This is a genomic window from Streptomyces endophyticus (assembly GCF_035798155.1).
Lineage (GTDB): Bacteria > Actinomycetota > Actinomycetes > Streptomycetales > Streptomycetaceae > Streptomyces > Streptomyces endophyticus.
Genome location: NZ_JAOZYC010000149.1, coordinates 157416 through 173449 on the forward strand (window position 1 = coordinate 157416; position 16034 = coordinate 173449).

Consider the following 16034-nt stretch of genomic DNA (forward strand, 5'->3'; position numbering starts at 1 on the left):
GCGCTCAGTTGGTGGAGACGAGCTTCAGCTCCGGGTGAGCCGTCCCGCCCTCGATCGCCGTCGACGAGATGTGCGAGCTGACCCGGTCGTCGACCGGGTCGTTCGCCGGGTCGTCGTGCACGACGAGGTGCTCGTAGGTCGTGGCACGCTGCGCGGGGACGCGACCGGCCTTCCGGATCAGCTCGATGATCTCCATGCGGTTGGAGCGGTGCTTGGCACCGGCCGACGAGACGACGTTCTCCTCCAGCATGATCGAACCGAGGTCGTCGGCGCCGTAGTGGAGCGACAGCTGGCCGACCTCCTTGCCCGTCGTCAGCCACGAGCCCTGGATGTGCTGGACGTTGTCCAGGAAGATCCGGGCGATCGCGATCATCCGCAGGTACTCGAAGAGCGTCGCCTGCGTGCGGCCCTTCAGGTGGTTGTTCTCCGGCTGGTACGTGTACGGGATGAAGGCGCGGAAGCCGCCCGTGCGGTCCTGTACGTCGCGGATCATGCTGAGGTGCTCGATGCGCTCGGCGTTGGTCTCGCCCGTGCCCATCAGCATCGTGGACGTGGACTCGACGCCCAGGTTGTGCGCCGCCTCCATGATCTCCAGCCAGCGCTCGCCGGACTCCTTCAGCGGCGCGATCGCCTTGCGCGGACGCGCGGGAAGCAGCTCGGCGCCGGCGCCCGCGAAGGAGTCGAGCCCCGCGGTGTGGATCCGCTGGATCGCCTCCTCGACCGACACCTTGGAGATCCGCGCCATGTGCTCGATCTCCGAGGCCCCCAGGCTGTGGATGACGAGCTGCGGGAACTCCTTCTTGATCGCGCCGAAGTGCTTCTCGTAGTACTCGACGCCGTAGTCCGGGTGGTGCCCGCCCTGGAACATGATCTGCGTGCCGCCCAGTTCGACGGTCTCCTGGCAGCGCCGCAGGATGTCGTCGAGGTCGCGCGACCAGCCCTTCTTGGTGTCCTTGGGGGCCGCGTAGAAGGCGCAGAACTTGCACGCCGTGACGCACACGTTCGTGTAGTTGATGTTCCGCTCGATGATGTACGTCGCGATGTGCTCGATGCCGGCGTACTTGCGGCGGCGGATCGCGTCGGCGGCGGCGCCGAGCGCGTGCAGCGGGGCGTCGCGGTACAGGGCGACGGCCTCCTCGGGGGTGATCCGCCCACCGTCGGCGGCGCGGTCGAGGACGGACTGAAGCGCGGCCTTCTCGGTCACCGGGCGAGCCCCTTTCGGAGGATTCTGCCGAGTCCGAGCTGGAATCTCGACGAGTCTGAGCTGAAATCTCAGCGTACGTCAGGCACCCAGGCCGCCCAGCAGAACCCCCGCGAGGGCGCCCAGAATCATGAAGGGGCCGAAGGGGATCTCGCTCCCCCGTCCCGCCCGCCGCGCGACGACGAGCACCAGGGCGTACAGGCCGTTGAACAGCACCCCGGCGAACGCCCCCACGAACAGCACGCCCCACCCGTACCAGCCGAGCGCCGCGCCGAGCCCCACCGCCAGCTTCACGTCCCCGAAGCCCATCCCCTTCGGATAGGCGAGCAGAAGCAGCAGATATCCGCCGCCGAGACCGAGCGCGCCCCACAGCGCGCCGCTCCACTCCCCGCCGGCCTCCGGCAGCAGCGCCGCCCCGCCGAGCCCGAGCAGGACGAGCCCGGCGAGCGGCAGCGTGAGCACGTCCGGCAGCCGCTTCACGGCGAAGTCGACGGTGGCCAGGAGCACGCCGAGCGGCGCGAGCAGCAGCCAGACGCCGAGCTCGGGCCGGGTGTCGGTGGCGGCGGCGAGCAGCGCGCAGACGAGCGCGGTGACGGCGGCGAGCCCGGCGGCACGGGGCCCCGGTCGGGCCCCCAGCCAGCCACGGGCCGGGCGCCACGGCTCCCCCGGCTCGACGGAGAACCGGTACGCGGGCCGCGGCAGGAGCAGCCCGCAGGCCGCCCCCCACACCGCGGCGAGCACGACCATCACGACCGGCATACCGGCCTCGGCGGCGATCAGTACGTCGCCCTGCACCACGTCTCCCCGCATCACGTGCCCCGTACCTGCCTCAGCCGCTCTTGACCCGGTCGAGGTCCGCCGTGGGATTCCCGGCGGCCGGGTAGTGCGACGTGTACTTGAGGGAGGCGCCGTCCCGGGTGAGGCGCACGGTGTGCGGTCCCGTCGCGCAGGTGCCCGGGTTGCCGGCCGCGGCCCTGCCCGCGGCCACCAGCGCCCTGCCGTCGGCGGACTTGAGGGTCAGTACGTCGACGCACTGGATGCCCAGCGGGTCCGTCGACGTCACCTTGCCGACCTGCTTGCCGACCCCGGCCCGCTTCAGGTCGACGCGGAACGTACCGAAGGAGATCCCCGCCTGCTTCGCGGGCCCGTCCCACGACCCCACGTAGAACTTCGGCACGCCCGGTGCCTTCGACGCGGCGGACGGGGTGGGCCCGGCATCGCTCGCGCTGCCCTGGTCGCCGCCGCCGTCGCCCGGCAGCACGTTGAGGAGGACCACTCCGCCGACGGTCACCGCCGCCAGCGAGCCCGCCACGGCGAGCGCCAGCGTGCAACTGACCCGGCGGCCCCGGCCGTTCGGCTTGTCGGGGGTCGAGCTCGCCGTCACGGACATCGACAGACGCCCCGGTACGGCGTCCGGTACGGCGTCCTGTGCGGACCCCTCGGTGGACGGCCCCTCCGTACGCGGCGTGGGCACGCGCGCGTACGCGGGATCCGGCGGCCCGAAGACGCCCGCGGGCCGCGAACTCCCGGAGACGGCAGGGCTGCTGAACTCCGTGGGCCCCGAATGCGGGACGTCGGCGGGGGCGCCCTCCAGGTCCAGGAGCCGCACCGCGCCGCGCGAGACCTCCTCCACCATCGGGCCCGGCAGCCACCCCGCCTGCACGAGACGCGCCGCGCCCTGCGGTGCGAGGCGCCGTGCGACCTCATCGGGAGTGGGGCGCGCGGCAGGATCCTTCGAAAGGCAGGCCGCGGCGACCTCGCGCAGCTCCCCGGTCAGCGAGCCCAGTTCGGGCTCCTCATGGACGACCTTGTAGAGCAGCGCGGCCGACGAGTCACCGGTGAAGGGGGACGACCCCACCGCCGCGTACACGAGGACCGCGCCGAGCGAGAAGACGTCCGCGGCGCCCGTGACGCCCTTGCCGAGGATCTGCTCGGGCGACATGTAGCCGGGCGAGCCGATGGAGACGCCCGTGGAGGTGAGCGAGGCCGTGCCGTCGGTGGCGCGGGCGATGCCGAAGTCGATGAGCCGCGGCCCGTCCAGAGTGAGCAGCACGTTCGAGGGCTTTACGTCGCGGTGCACGAGCCCCAGGCCGTGCACGGCCGCGAGCGCCTCGGCGAGGCCGGCCCCCAGGACCCGTACGGAATGCTCGGGCAGGCCCGCGCCGTCGCCCGCGGCCTGGGTGAGCGAGGGGCCCGCGACGTATCCCGTCGCCACCCACGGCACCTCGGCGTCCGGGTCGGCGTCGAGCACCGGCGCCGTCCAGGCCCCGCCGACCCGGCGGGCCGCCTGCACCTCACGCTTGAAGCGCGCCCGGAATTCGTCGTCGAGCGCGAAGTGCGGGTGCACGATCTTGACCGCGACGGTGCGCCCTCCGGCGCTGCGACCCAGATAGACCCGGCCCATGCCGCCCGAACCGATCCTGCCGAGCAAGCGATAGGGCCCCACCGCCGTGGGTTCGCCGGTCTGAAGCGGCTGCATGATGCGGACCTCCCCCAATGTGCGCGCACGCACCGGCAGCGTAGCCCCGCACATAGCCCGCACACACGCCTCTCGAACGCTCCGGACCGCATCTGGAACACATCCGGAACACATCGGGAGTACAGGGTGGATCACCGTGAATTCTTGGCGAATTCACCCACCGGCGCGGAATCCCCGTAAAAGGATCCGAGAATCCCGCGTCGGAGAACGCCGAAGTACGCCTAACCGAGAACGCACTCAGGAGGAATTCACGACATCAGCAACTCGACCCGTACATCCGCGGGGAATCCCGTCGTCGGGCCGACCCGTCGCGCGAACTCCGTGACACCTTCCAGTTGTGCGGGCCCGAAGCGGAAGTCGAGCGTCGTGAAGTACTCCTCCAGGACCTTCTCGTCGAAGACCTCCCAGCGCGCCGCCTGCTCGGAGACCTTGGCGACCTCCTCCAGAGAGAGGTCGCGCGAGGCCAGGAACGCCTCGTGCACCTTCTGAGTGATCTCCGGCTCGCGCTCCACGTACTCCTTGCGCGCCGCCCACACCGCGAAGACGAACGGCAGCCCCGTCCACTCCTTCCACAGCGCACCCAGGTCGTGCACCTCGAGGCCGAGCCGCGGGGCGTCGTGCAGGTTGGCCCGCAGCGCTGCGTCCCCGATGAGCACGGCCGCCTCCGCGTCCTGCATCATCAGGCCCAGGTCGGGCGGGCACGTGTAGTAGTCGGGCTGTACGCCGAAGCGCTCCGCCAGCAGCAACTGCGCCAGCCTGACCGACGTACGGGAGGTGGACCCGAGGGCCACGCGCCGGCCGTCGAGCTGGTCGAGGGGGACCTGCGAGACGATCACGCAGGACATCACGGGGCCGTCGCAGCCCACGGCGAGATTCGGGAAAGCGACGAGGTCGTCGGCCGCCTTGAGGAACTCGACGAGGGTGATGGGACCGATGTCGAGGTCGCCGTTCACCAGCTGCTCGCTCAGCTTCTCCGGCGTGTCCTTCGTCAGCTCGAAGTCGAGGAGCGAGCCCGTCCTGGCGAGTCCCCAGTACAGAGGCATGCAGTTCAGGAACTGGATGTGGCCCACCCGCGGACGGGTGCGGCGCGCGACCTTCAGGATCTCGGGAGAATTGTCCACATCGCGACACTAAACCCCATGCGGTACGGTGCAGGATCCGGGTCCGGCACCGCCTCGGGTCAACCCCCACAGAGACCCTGTCAAACCTGCGGGTGACGTGATCTTGCCCTCTATTGCTTTCGGCTGCCTGCGTGCTAGGCTCGCCGCAAGTTGCAGTTTGGTTTCCCTTGCAGTACAGAGCCTGCGGAGCATGTGACCGCGGGCTCTCGTCGTTTTCAGACTTTTGCAGTTGTTCGCAAGTGCATTTGCAGGTTCTGGAGCAGGGCGACCCTATGGCCCATAGGAGGGCTTATGGCTACCGGAACCGTGAAGTGGTTCAACGCTGAAAAGGGCTTTGGCTTCATTGCCCAGGAAGGCGGCGGCCCGGACGTTTTCGTCCACTACTCCGCGATCAACGCAAGCGGCTTCCGCTCCCTCGAGGAGAACCAGGCCGTGAGCTTCGACGTCACGCAGGGTCCGAAGGGCCCGCAGGCGGAGAACGTCACCCCCGTCTGATCGTTCGCGATCACACGGTGGTAGTTGCCGTGTTCTGATCCGGAACCTAGCGCAGTACCCAAGGAGCCCCGCGCCTTATGGCAGCGGGGCTCCTGCCTTTTTCCGTGCGTTCTGCCGCGTTCTACGTGAGTGCGGCGCGGGCCGCGACCGCGTCCGCCGGATCCCAGCCCCGGCCCGGCACCGAGGCGAGCAGCAGCCGTGTGTACGGGTCGGTGGGCTCGCTCAGGACGCGGTGCGTGGGTCCCCGCTCGACCACCTTGCCCCGCCGCATCACCAGGACCTCGTCCGTGACGTGCTGGACGACCGCCAGGTCGTGGCTGACGAAGACCAGGGCGACTCCGGTGTCCCGGCGGATCTCGTCGAGGAGCCGCAGGATCTGCGCCTGGATGGAGACGTCGAGCGCGGCGACCGCCTCGTCGAGGACCAGGACGCGGGGGTCGACGGCGAGGGCGCGGGCGATGGCCAGGCGTTGGCGCTGGCCGCCGGAGAGGTGGCGGGGGCGGGCCGTGGCCTCTCGCGCACCGAGGCCCACCTGGTCGAGGAGCGCGGGCGCGGTGGATTCCTCGCGGCCGTGCAGACGCAGCGCGGAACGCAGGCACTGCTCGGCGGTGAGGCGGGGGTCGAGGGAGACGTACGGGTCCTGGAACACCATTTGGATCTGGCGGGCCCTGGCCAGGCGGGGGGCCTTGCCGCGTGGGGGTTTCGCGGGTCTCGGGGTGCCGTCGACGTTGATCGTGCCGTGGTCGGGGCGGACGAGGCCGACGAGCATGCGGGCCACGGTGGTCTTGCCGGAGCCGGATTCGCCGACGATACCGAGGGCTCCGCCGGGGGTGAGGGTGAAGGTGACGGCGTCCGCGGCGGTGTGGCTGCCGCCGCCGGGGAGGGGGTAGGTCTTGCGGAGGTCCGTGGCTTCCAGGAGTGGTGGTTGCGTGGTCACTTGGGGCCTGCCCCCTCTTTCTCGTTGCGCGGCACCGGGGGCCGCCTTGCCCACCCTGCCGCCCAAGGCGGCAGATTGCCCAAGGCGACTCGGCGGCACTCCACCGTTGCGCCCTCTGATGCGTATGCCTTTGGTTGCCAGGTGTGACAGTCGGCCTCCGCGTCCCCGCACCGCTCCACGAACGGGCAGCCGGTGAACGTGTCCGACAGGGACGGTGGTTTGCCCGGGATCGGGGCGAGGGGGTGGGATTCGCCCAGTGTGGGGGAGCAGGCGAGGAGGCCGCGGGTGTAGGGGTGGGCCGGGGCTGTGAACAGGGCGTTCGCCGTGCGGTGTTCGACGACGCGGCCCGCGTACATGACGTGGACCCGGTCGCAGTAGGCCGCCGCCAGGTGCAGGTCGTGCGTGATGAAGAGGAGTCCTGCGCCCCGGGATTCGCGGGCCTCGCGGAGCTGCGTGAGGATCTCCGCCTGGGTCGTCACGTCGAGCGCGCTGGTCGCCTCGTCGGCGAGGAGGAGCCGGGGGCGGGACGCCAAGGCCCCCGCGATGACGACGCGTTGGAGCATTCCGCCGGAGAGTTCGTGCGGGCGTTGGCGCAGGTGCCGGGCGGGGTCGGGCAGGCCGACCGCGGCGAGCAGGTCGAGCGCCTCGTCCTTCGTCGCGCCGCGTTCCGTCAGGAAGTCGCCGATGCGGCGGACCGGGTTGAGGGCGGCGCGCGGGTCCTGGTGGATCATCGCGACCGTGGCCGCCCTGTGCTGCCGCAACTGTTCGCCGCGCAGGGCCAGGACGTCCGAGCCGTCGACCCGGACCGTTCCCTTGGTCGTGGCTCCGGTCGGCAGCAGGCCGAGCGCCGCCTTCGCCGTCGTCGACTTGCCCGAGCCCGACTCCCCCACCAGGCCGACGACCTCGCCCTCGGCGACGTTCAGGGAGACCGATTCGAGGAGCGGGCGGGCGGCGCCGGGGACCGTGACCGTGAGGTCCTCGATCGAGAGCAGCATCGTCGGTTTCGTCATCGGTCCTGCTTTCCGAGGCGGTCGGCGGCCCACACCCCGACGACGTTGAAGGACACGACGACCAGGGCGATGGCCGTGCCGGGGACGAGGGCGGGCAGGAGCGCGCCCTGGACGATCGCGGCCTGGCCCTCCTGGACCATCAGTCCCCAGTCGGAGGACGGCGGTTGGGCGCCGAAGCCCAGGTAGGAGAGGGTCGCGAGGGACATGAGGGCCTCGCCGAAGAGGACGACCAGGTAGCCGAGGATCGACCGGCCCAGGTTCGGGACCAGGTGCAGTGCGCAGATCCGGGCGCCGCCCATGCCCTGGACGCGGTACGCGTCGACGTACGGCTTGCGGGCCTCGGACAGGGCGAGGGAGCGGGTGTACTTGGCGATCGTCGGGGTGAAGGCCAGCCCCAGGGCCAGCACCGACGTCGTCATGCCCGCGCCGAACACCGCGATGATCAGAACCGTGAAGAGCAGGCCGGGGAACGCGTACATCACGTCGGTGAGGCGGGAGACGAGCGTGTCGACCCAGCCGCCGCGCCAGGCGGCGAGCACCCCGAGCGTGACGCCGAGGACCGCGGCCACCGCGAGCAGCGCGACCGGGGCGACGAGGCTGGACCGGGCGCCGTAGAGCACGCGGGAGAGCAGGTCCTGGCCGGAGGAGTCGGTGCCGAGGAGATGGTCGGAGCCGGTGCCGACGAGGGAGGCGGAGAGGTCGATGGCGTCAGGAGCGTAGGGCGCGAGCAGGGGCGCGGCGAGCGCCGCGAGCACCACGAGCGCGAGCACCGCTCCGGCGAGCGTGACGCCGAGGGGGCGCCGTGTGGTCCTGACCGGGGTCAGGCTGAGGGCCGCCGTCATGCGTGGGCCTCCTTCACTGTCGGGTCCAGGAGGGGGTGCAGCAGGTCGACGAGCGTCGTCACGACCACGTATCCGGTGACCATCAGGAGAAGGACGGCCTGGGCGACCGGGAAGTCGTGGGTGTTGATCGCATTGACGAGCAGGGAGCCGATGCCGCTGATGCCGAACGCCGTCTCGACGACGACCGTGCCGGCGAGCATGCCCGCCATGACGAGGCCGCACATGGTGACGATGGGGCCCAGCGCGTTGCGCAGGACGTGCCGGCGGACGATCTCGCGTTCCGGGACGCCGGAGGCGCGGGCCGCCTCGACGTGGTCGGACGCGGCGGCGTCCGCCATGGCCTGCCGGGTGACGCGGCTGATGATGGCGAGCGCGCCGAGGGCGAGGGAGAGTGCGGGCAGGGTGAGGTGGTGGAGGGTTCCGGTGAGGCCCTCGCCCGAGCCCGTCACAGGGAACCAGCCGAGCCGCACGCCGAAGAACGAGACGAGCGCGATCGCCGCGACGAAGGACGGCACGGAGGCGAAGAGGGTGGTGCCGCCGACGACCGCCGAGTCGACCCACGTGGAGCGCTTCACGGACGCGAGGATCCCGGCGCCGACGCCGAGCACCACGTACAACAGCGTGGCGTACGCGACGAGTTGGAGGGTGCTGGGCAGGCGGGAGGCGAGCAGGTCGACGACCTGGTCGCTGTATTTGAAGGAGCGGCCGAGGTCGAGGTGGACGGTGTCCCAGAGCCAGCGCCCGTACTGCTCGACCAGCGGTTCGTCGAGGTGGTACTGGGCGCGGACCTGCGCGAGCCGTTCGGGGGTGAGCTTGTCGCGGCCGCCCGCGAGGAAGACGGCGGGGTCGCCGGGGGCCGCGTACACGGCGGCGAAGATGACGAACGACGCGGCGACGAGGGTCGCGACCAGGCCGGTGACGCGACGGGTGAGTCGGCGGACGACGGCGCTCGGGTTCATGACTGGCCCTTCTTCGCGCCGAGTTCGGCGGCCCACGGGTAGTACAGGTAGGCCTGGGAGGCGGTCGGCCCGGTCAGCTTCTTGTCCAGGACGAGGATCGTGGGCGTCTGGGCGAGCGGGATCCAGACGGCCTGCTCGACAAAGGTGCGCTGGATACGGGTGGCCAGCTCGGCCCGCTTGGTGTCGTCGAGGGTGGACAGGGCCTCGCCGACCTGGGCGTCGTACGTCTTGCTCTTGAAGCGGACCCAGTTGTTGGAGGAGTCGGAGAGGCCGTTGTCGTAGAAGCCCATCGGGTCGGCCTTGGAGATGTACCAGTCGCCGGTGAGGACGTCGATCTCGGCGCGGGCGGTGGGGTCGCTGTAGAACTCCTCGAACTGGGACGGGGGCACCGTCTTGATCTCCGCGCGGATGCCGATGCTCTGCAGGGCGGCGCGGGTGGCGTTGGCGATGACGGTACGGCCCTGGCTGGCGTCGGCGCCGATGACGACGGGGTCGCTGGGCGCGCCGGCCTCCTTGACCAGTTTGCGGGCCTCGGCGAGCGACGCGGAGGTGGGCGAGTCGGGGGCGAGCTCCTTCAACTTGCTCTGTGCGGCCTCGAATCGGCCGCTCTCGTACCCCCAGGACCCGGAGCCGACCGGTGAGGACCACGGCTGGACCAGCCCGCCGTAGCCGGACTCGGCGATGCCCTTGCGGTCGATGGCCAGCGACAGCGCGCGGCGGATCCGCGGGTCGGTGAGGCCGCCGCGGTCGGTCGGTATGAGGACGAGGGACGCGGTCGACGGACCGTAGTACTGCTTGAGGCCCTTGGCGTCGCGCAGGGCCGCGGCCGTGCCTGGGGACTCGGCGTACGCGCCATCGGCCGCGCCGGTCTTGAGCGCGTTGACGAAGGCGCTGTCGGAGGCCCAGTGGAAGTCGACGCGGCGGGTGAGGGGCTGCTTGCCCCAGTAGTTCTTCGCGGCGCGGATGGTGATCGAGTCACCGGACTTCCAGGAGGCCAGTTCGTACGGTCCCGAGCAGGCGTCGGGCTGCCCGGGGGTTCCGAACTCGTCGCCGGACTTCAGGACTTGCCTCTTGTTCCACACGATGCCGGCGTCGCCTGCGAGCGCCTTGAGGAACATCGCGTCGGGGGTCTTGAAGGTGACGGTCACCGTGCGGTCCGCCGTCTTCTTCATCGACGTGACGTTGCCGAACTCGTCGGACTGCTCCATGTCCTTGGAGGCGTGCCGCTTGAGCGACCACAGCACGTCGTCCGCCGTCATCCTCGTGCCGTCGTGGAAGGTGACGTCGTCGCGGAGGGTGAGGGTGAGGGTGCGGCCGCCGTCGGAGGTCTTGGCCTCGCGGGCGAGGAACGGCTCTGTCGTCATGTCCGGCTGAAGCTGGTAGAGACGCTCGCAGACGTTGGTGAGGACGATACGGCCGGAGCTGGAGCCCTGGGTGTCGAGGTCGAGGGAGTCCGGCTCGTTCTCCATCAGCCAGTTCGCTTTGGCGAGCGTGCCCTTGGCCTTCGGGGTCGTCGCGTCCAGCTTCAGCTTCGAGGCGTCGACCGGGGCGGCGCCGCCCTCGGGGCGGTCGGCGCCGGCGCAACCCGAGGCCGCGAGAAGGGTGACCGCGACGAGGGCGGCGACCGTGGCTCTCCGTGTGCTCATCCTGCGTCTCCGTACGGGCCGTCGTAGAGGTTCCAGGGCAGGTGCTGGTAGTCGCGGTCGCAGGGGGTGCCGGCGGTGACGTGGTAGTCGCCGCTGGTCAGGTCCACGCAGGAGGAGACGAGCGTCATCCAGTGCTTGACCTCGGGCTTACGGGCGTCGGGGTGGGTGCACAGGGACTCGGGCAGGCCCAGGTGGTCCGACATCGCCTGCTTGATCAGCTTGCGGGACTCGTCGGGTCCTGTGGCGTTACGGAGGGCGGCGAGGCCCTGTTCGGCGCGGGGCACGCGGACGAGCGAGTCCGAGGACATCGGCCGGTAGTCGGCGGCGAGGGCCGCGGGGACGCCCGCCTGGTAGTGGTTGCCGTGCACGAGCAGGCCGTCCGTCGGGTGCAGCCAGCCGATGCCGGCGGGCGTCGTCTCCAGGTCGATCGCGTAGCCCTCCCGGCAGGTCAGCAGGGCGTTGCTGGCGATGTGGGCGCGGGTGCGGCACAGCACGTCGAGGGCGTCGGTGACGGTGTGCGTGTCGAGGACGCTGCGCCGGATGACGGTCTGCGGGAGGCCGATCGCGTCGTTGAAGCGGCCGCCGAGACCGTTGGCGTTGAGGGCGATTCCGGCGGAGTTGGCGCCCTGGCGGCCGATCTGGCCCGCCTCCACCTGCATGATCACGGTGGGCTTGGGCGGCTGCTCGATCCGGATCATGACGACGGTGTCGGCGACGCCCGCCCGCCAGTCCCAGTTCTGGCCCGCCCAGACGTGGCCGTCGCCGCTGGCCTCGCCGAAGGCGGCGAAGGAGGTGCAGCCCTCTGCGGGCTCCTCCGGCTCTTCGGGGGTGGCCATGTCCTTGAAGGAGCGGTCGTAGATGACCTCGCCGCGGGCGTTGAGCGCGAGGACGTCCAGGACGTCGACGCCCGCGCCGTCGGCGATGCCCCGCATCTCGTCGAGGAGTTCGGGGGCGTAGTCGCGCACCGGCTCCAGCCAGCGGGCGGCGCGGGCCGTGACCTGGTCCCAGGTGAGTCCTGCGGACTGGCCGAAGGCCTGCTCGTAGTAGCCGATGGCGGCGTGCAGTTGAGGCCGGACGGCCTCGCCGTACTGGCGGCCGCGATCGAGGGGAGCGCCGCTGATGTCGATGACCGGAAGGGTCCGGGATGCCATTGTTCTCCTCGCGACGGAGAGGTCGCCGCAACCATCCTGTAACGTCGATTACGAGATGCTCTCCAGTTGGAATGCGTTGCCCAGGAGAGTAACGGCCGTCACACGAGAGTCAATAGCTGTAATGGAAATTACCGACGGGGTCGCCCGGCTACGAGGCGCCGTGCGCGAGCACTGGGACGAGCTGTCCGCGTCCGAGCGGGCCGTGGCCCAGTACCTGGTGAGCGCGCCCGCCGAATCCCTGCTGTTCGCCTCCGCGCAGGAGCTGGGGACGGCGAGCGGCACCAGCAACGCGAGCGTGGTGCGGACACTGCAACGGCTCGGGTATGCGGGACTGCCCGCGCTCAAGCGGGAGTTGGCCTCGGACCTCACGTCCGCGGTCGCCCCCGAGGTGCGGCTCAAGCAGCGCATCGACCATGTCGGCCGCGACCTGGACGCCATCTGGGGCGAGGTGTTCGACGAGGCCGCCGAGCGCATCGAGCACGCCCGGCGCCTGACGCCGGGCGAGGCCCTGCGTGCCGCCGTGGCGGCCCTGGCCGAGGCCGGCGAGATCCACTGCTACGGGGTCGCGGCCTCCGAACTCGCCGCGCGCCACCTGGCGTTGGCGCTCGGCAGGGTCGGGCGCCGGGCGCAGTACGTCGGAGCCACGGGCTTCGCGCTCGCGGATCATCTGCTGCGGCTGCGCCAGGGCGACGCGGTCGTGATCTTCCAACCGGGCCGCGACCTGCCCGAGTTGACGGTGCTGATCGACCGGGCGCGGACGGTGGGCGCACGGGTCGTCCTGGTGACGGACGAGCTGGCCGAACGGTACGGGGAGCGGGCCGACGCGGTGCTCACCGCCCCGCACACACCCACGGGGATCACCACGGAGGCACTGACGGCGCTGGTGGTGGCGGACGCGCTGCTGCTGGCGATGACGACCTTGGACGAGGGACGCGCCGTCGAGACCTCGCACCAACTCACGGTGCTGCGGGAGCAGTTGCTCAACCACCGGAGGAAGTAGGCCCCACGACGGCTTACGTGTGCCGCTTACGTGTGCTGCTTACGTGTGTTGCATCACCAGCACACAAGTGGTCCCCGGCTCCAGCGCCCGGCACGTGTGGGGCGCGTCGCCGGGGTACGAGAGGTAGTCGCCGGGGGCGAGCTCGACCGGGTCCTCCGTCGGGCCCGCGAGGACCCGGCCCGCCGCGACGATCAGGTGCTCCGTGGTGCCGGACTGGTGCGCGTCCGAGTCGCGCGGGCTGCCCGGCTCGACCTGGAGGAAGTACAGGTCGCGGCGGGCACCGGGCGGGCTCGCGGAGAGCAGCGTCGCGGCGTAGTCGGCCACCTCGGAGGGGACGGCCGGGCCCTGGCCCGCGCGGATGACGTGGACGGCGGTGCGCGGCGGGTCGAGGAGGACGCTCGGCGGAACGTCCAGGGCGACGCTCAGCGCCCACATGGTCTCCAGGCCCGGCTTGCCGTGCGCGGCCTCCAGCTGGGACAGCGTGGATTTCGCGATGCCGGCCCGCTTGGCCAGCTCGGAGAGGGAGAGCCCTGCGCGGGTGCGTTCGCGACGGAGCGCTGCCGCGATGCGGTCGAGGGGGAGGCGGGTCGGGGCCGGGGGTGACGTGGCGGGGCGCTGCCCCGGACCCCGCGGGCTCTCGTCCGAGAGCGGGGCTTGATCGTGCGACTCATCCATGTGCTCTCCCGTTGCGTCACAGCGTTCGCTGTAGCGAGCCTACCGTTCGGCTTGACGAACGCGCAGGGGTGCGCGCATCCTCCTTGCATGCGTTCGTCAGACCGAACGGTCGTCCCGTCAGACCGAACACGCCGGATATCCGCCGTGGACCCCCGCCTGCTCCGCGACTGCGCCCTCGTCTGGCTCGCCGACGGGGTCGTCGGCCTCTCCTTCGGTGCCGTCTCGGTCGCGAGCGGACTGCCGATGTGGGTGCCGGTCGCGATGTCGCTGCTCGTGTTCGCGGGGTCCGCGCAGTTCAGCGCCGTGGGAGTGTTCGCCGCCGGGGGCGGGCCCTTCGCCGCGGCCGCGACCGGGCTGCTGCTCAACACCCGCACTGCCGCCTTCAGCCTGGCCGTGTCCGACGCGCTCGGCACGTCTTGGCCCGCGCGGCTCGTCGGCGCGCATCTCGTCACCGACGAGACGGCCGCGTTCGTGATGGCGGAGCAGGACCCGGCCCGTCGGCGCACCGCCTTCTGGGTCTCGGGCGTCGGCCTCTTCGTCGCCTGGAACGTGAGCGTCCTCGCCGGGGCGCTCGCCGGAGCAGCGCTCGGGGACACCGACCGGTTCGGGCTCGACGCGGCGTTCCCCGCGGTGCTGCTCGCCCTGGTGCTGCCCGCGCTGCGGGACGGCCACGGGGCGCGGCGGGCCGCGGCGGCGGGCGCCGTGATCGCGGTCGCCGCCACACCGTTCCTGCCCGCGGGCGTGCCCGTGCTGCTCGCCCTCGCCGGGCTGCTCTTCTCCCGGAGGCCCGCGTGAACAGCCAACTCATCGCCGTGCTCGCGCTCGCAGCGGGCACCTACGTCTTCCGGCTGGCCGGGCCGTTGTTGCACGGCCGGGTCCATCTCCCCGTACGCGTACAGGAGCTGCTCACCGACGGCGCGACCGTGCTGCTCGTCGCGTTGCTCGCCACCGGGGCCCTCATGGCGGGCCAGGAGTTCGCCGGCTGGGCGCGGCCCGCCGGGGTGCTGGTGGGCGGGGTGCTTGCGTGGCGCCGGGCGCCGTTCGCGGTGGTGGTCGTGGGAGCGGCGGCGGTCACCGGGCTGCTGCGGCTGGCCGGGGTGCCGTAGACACCTCACTTCACCTGGCCTCACCTCACCGGTGCATACGGGCGCCCTTCAGTGCCTTGTCCACCGCGTTCTTCGGGCCGTACATCGCAAGGCCCACCAGATCCAGTTCGGCTGTGGCGACGGCTCGTACGGCTGCCCTGTTGTCGGTGTCGTTGCCGGTGGTGAAGAGGTCGGACGTGAAGACGGCGCGGGGCAGGGCACGGCGCAGGGCGCGTTCGTGGGCGGCCTTCAGGAGGTCCTTGCCGCCCTCGAAGACCAGCACCGGCTGCCGGAGCATCGGCAGGTACGGGGTGCCGTCCGCGTCCTCGTACGGTTCGCCGATCACCTCGGGGAGCTGCGTGCCGAGGCCGCTGACCAGGAACGCCGTCACGTTCAGGCGCTGCCAGGTCTCCAGGTCGTCCCGGAGCAGGACGGCGATCTTGGTGTCGAAGCGGACGGGGGCCGGGGCGGCGGCGGGGGCGGTGTTCTCGGTGCTCATGGATTGAGACTGCCGTCCGCCCTCCCGGCCGGTCTTGTACGTTTTTTGCATGCCCACCGGCGGCGAGGAGATCACCGCGTGGCGGCCCCGCGTACCGGGCGTCACGGAGGTCTTCCACGCCCACTTCACGCGGCACGCCTACCCGATGCACGTGCACGACACCTGGACGCTGCTCATCGTCGACGAGGGCGCCGTCCGCTACGACCTGGAGCGGCACGAGCACGGGACGCCGCTCGGCACCGTCTCGCTGCTGCCGCCGCAGGTTCCGCACAACGGTCAGGCCGCCACACCCGACGGATTCCGTAAGCGGGTGCTGTATCTGGACGCGGCGGGCGACGGTCCCCTCGACGCCTCGTTCATCGGGGCCGCCGTGGACCAGCCCGACCTGGTGGATCCGCTGCTGCGACAGCGCATCGGACAACTGCACGCCGCGCTCGCGCACCCCGGCGACGAGCTGGAGGCCGCGGCCCGGCTCACGCTCGTCGGGGAGCGGCTCCGGGAGCGGTTGCGGCCGGCCCTCGCCGAATCCCTCAAGCCGCCGCCGGACCGCCGGGTCGCGGCCTCGCTGCGGGAGTTGCTCGACGCGCGGGTGACCGAGGGGGTCGATCTGAAGGAGGCCGCGGGGGTGGTGCATGCCCATCCGGCGCATCTGGTGCGGTCCTTCGGGGCCGCGTACGGGATCGCTCCGCATCAGTACCTGATGGCGCGGCGGGTGGACCGGGCGCGGGGGCTGCTGCTCGGCGGGCAGGCCCCCGCGGAGGTGGCGGAGGCCTGTGGGTTTTATGACCAGTCGCATTTGACGCGGTGTTTCAAGCGGGTGGTGGGGGTGCCGCCGGGGCGCTATGCGCGTGGCCGGTGAGGTTGCGGCTGGCCGGGGTTGACGTCGCGGGGCGCTGCCCCGGACCCCGCGCCTCAATCGCCGGCGGGGCTGGAA

At 71.4% G+C, this 16034-nt stretch carries 17 protein-coding genes; 5 read left to right on the forward strand and 12 right to left on the reverse strand.

Going from position 1 to position 16034, the window contains the following annotated elements:
* Positions 1-4 precede the first annotated feature (4 nt).
* From mqnC to OKJ99_RS29685, 4 genes are all read right to left on the reverse strand, one after another.
* Positions 5-1204, reverse strand: a complete 1200-nt coding sequence (mqnC, locus tag OKJ99_RS29670; RefSeq protein WP_326020990.1) for a cyclic dehypoxanthinyl futalosine synthase — start codon at positions 1202-1204, stop codon at positions 5-7.
* A 78-nt stretch (positions 1205-1282) separates the two neighbouring features.
* Positions 1283-1960 (reverse strand): A24 family peptidase, encoded by a 678-nt coding sequence (locus OKJ99_RS29675; RefSeq protein WP_326021072.1) that lies wholly within the window; start codon positions 1958-1960, stop codon positions 1283-1285.
* A 70-nt stretch (positions 1961-2030) separates the two neighbouring features.
* On the reverse strand, positions 2031-3680 hold the full coding sequence (locus OKJ99_RS29680) for a serine/threonine-protein kinase (RefSeq protein WP_326020991.1): 1650 nt from the start codon (positions 3678-3680) through the stop codon (positions 2031-2033).
* A gap of 248 nt (positions 3681-3928) precedes the next feature.
* The gene (locus tag OKJ99_RS29685) at positions 3929-4801 is read right to left on the reverse strand and encodes a menaquinone biosynthetic enzyme MqnA/MqnD family protein (protein ID WP_326020992.1); all 873 of its coding nucleotides are present in this window, start codon (positions 4799-4801) and stop codon (positions 3929-3931) included.
* A 291-nt stretch (positions 4802-5092) separates the two neighbouring features.
* On the opposite strand from OKJ99_RS29685, the gene OKJ99_RS29690 reads away from it, so the two are divergent.
* The gene (locus OKJ99_RS29690) at positions 5093-5296 is read left to right on the forward strand and encodes a cold-shock protein (RefSeq protein WP_003998944.1); all 204 of its coding nucleotides are present in this window, start codon (positions 5093-5095) and stop codon (positions 5294-5296) included.
* A 121-nt stretch (positions 5297-5417) separates the two neighbouring features.
* Here OKJ99_RS29690 and OKJ99_RS29695 read toward each other — a convergent pair whose 3' ends face one another.
* The 6 genes from OKJ99_RS29695 to OKJ99_RS29720 are packed head-to-tail and all read right to left on the reverse strand — an operon-like array spanning position 5418 to position 11841.
* Positions 5418-6233, reverse strand: coding sequence for an ABC transporter ATP-binding protein (locus OKJ99_RS29695; protein WP_326020997.1), 816 nt, complete (start codon positions 6231-6233; stop codon positions 5418-5420).
* Positions 6230-7228 carry an ABC transporter ATP-binding protein gene (locus OKJ99_RS29700; protein WP_326021073.1) on the reverse strand — a complete coding sequence of 333 codons (999 nt, stop codon included), beginning with the start codon at positions 7226-7228 and terminating at the stop codon, positions 6230-6232. The genes OKJ99_RS29695 and OKJ99_RS29700 overlap by 4 nt, the downstream gene beginning before the upstream one ends.
* A gap of 11 nt (positions 7229-7239) precedes the next feature.
* Positions 7240-8085, reverse strand: coding sequence for an ABC transporter permease (locus OKJ99_RS29705; RefSeq protein ID WP_326020999.1), 846 nt, complete (start codon positions 8083-8085; stop codon positions 7240-7242).
* Complete coding sequence (locus OKJ99_RS29710; protein ID WP_326021001.1) at positions 8082-9044, reverse strand: ABC transporter permease; 963 nt, start codon at positions 9042-9044, stop codon at positions 8082-8084. The genes OKJ99_RS29705 and OKJ99_RS29710 overlap by 4 nt, the downstream gene beginning before the upstream one ends.
* Complete coding sequence (locus OKJ99_RS29715; RefSeq protein WP_326021003.1) at positions 9041-10690, reverse strand: ABC transporter substrate-binding protein; 1650 nt, start codon at positions 10688-10690, stop codon at positions 9041-9043. Before OKJ99_RS29715 ends, OKJ99_RS29710 begins: the two co-directional genes overlap by 4 nt.
* A complete protein-coding gene (locus OKJ99_RS29720) occupies positions 10687-11841 on the reverse strand; it encodes a C45 family peptidase (protein ID WP_326021005.1) in 1155 nt (384 codons plus the stop codon). The genes OKJ99_RS29715 and OKJ99_RS29720 overlap by 4 nt, the downstream gene beginning before the upstream one ends.
* A gap of 121 nt (positions 11842-11962) precedes the next feature.
* Between OKJ99_RS29720 and OKJ99_RS29725 the strand changes: the two genes are divergently transcribed.
* Entirely contained in the window at positions 11963-12841 is an 879-nt protein-coding gene (locus tag OKJ99_RS29725; RefSeq protein ID WP_326021007.1) for a MurR/RpiR family transcriptional regulator, read from the forward strand.
* 39 nt (positions 12842-12880) lie between these two features.
* On the opposite strand, the gene OKJ99_RS29730 is transcribed toward OKJ99_RS29725, so the two are convergent.
* Positions 12881-13516, reverse strand: coding sequence for a helix-turn-helix domain-containing protein (locus OKJ99_RS29730; RefSeq protein WP_326021008.1), 636 nt, complete (start codon positions 13514-13516; stop codon positions 12881-12883).
* Between the two features lie 87 nt (positions 13517-13603).
* Between OKJ99_RS29730 and OKJ99_RS29735 the strand changes: the two genes are divergently transcribed.
* Entirely contained in the window at positions 13604-14311 is a 708-nt protein-coding gene (locus OKJ99_RS29735; RefSeq protein ID WP_326021010.1) for an AzlC family ABC transporter permease, read from the forward strand.
* Positions 14308-14622, forward strand: a complete 315-nt coding sequence (locus OKJ99_RS29740; protein ID WP_326021012.1) for an AzlD domain-containing protein — start codon at positions 14308-14310, stop codon at positions 14620-14622. The genes OKJ99_RS29735 and OKJ99_RS29740 overlap by 4 nt, the downstream gene beginning before the upstream one ends.
* Before the next feature lie 25 nt (positions 14623-14647).
* Here the strand turns inward: OKJ99_RS29740 and OKJ99_RS29745 are convergent, their stop codons facing one another.
* A complete protein-coding gene (locus OKJ99_RS29745) occupies positions 14648-15100 on the reverse strand; it encodes a DUF2000 domain-containing protein (protein ID WP_326021014.1) in 453 nt (150 codons plus the stop codon).
* A 49-nt stretch (positions 15101-15149) separates the two neighbouring features.
* Between OKJ99_RS29745 and OKJ99_RS29750 the strand changes: the two genes are divergently transcribed.
* Positions 15150-15959: a helix-turn-helix domain-containing protein gene (locus tag OKJ99_RS29750; RefSeq protein ID WP_326021016.1), complete on the forward strand. Its 810-nt coding sequence runs from the start codon at positions 15150-15152 to the stop codon at positions 15957-15959.
* The last annotated feature ends 75 nt before the right edge of the window (positions 15960-16034 follow it).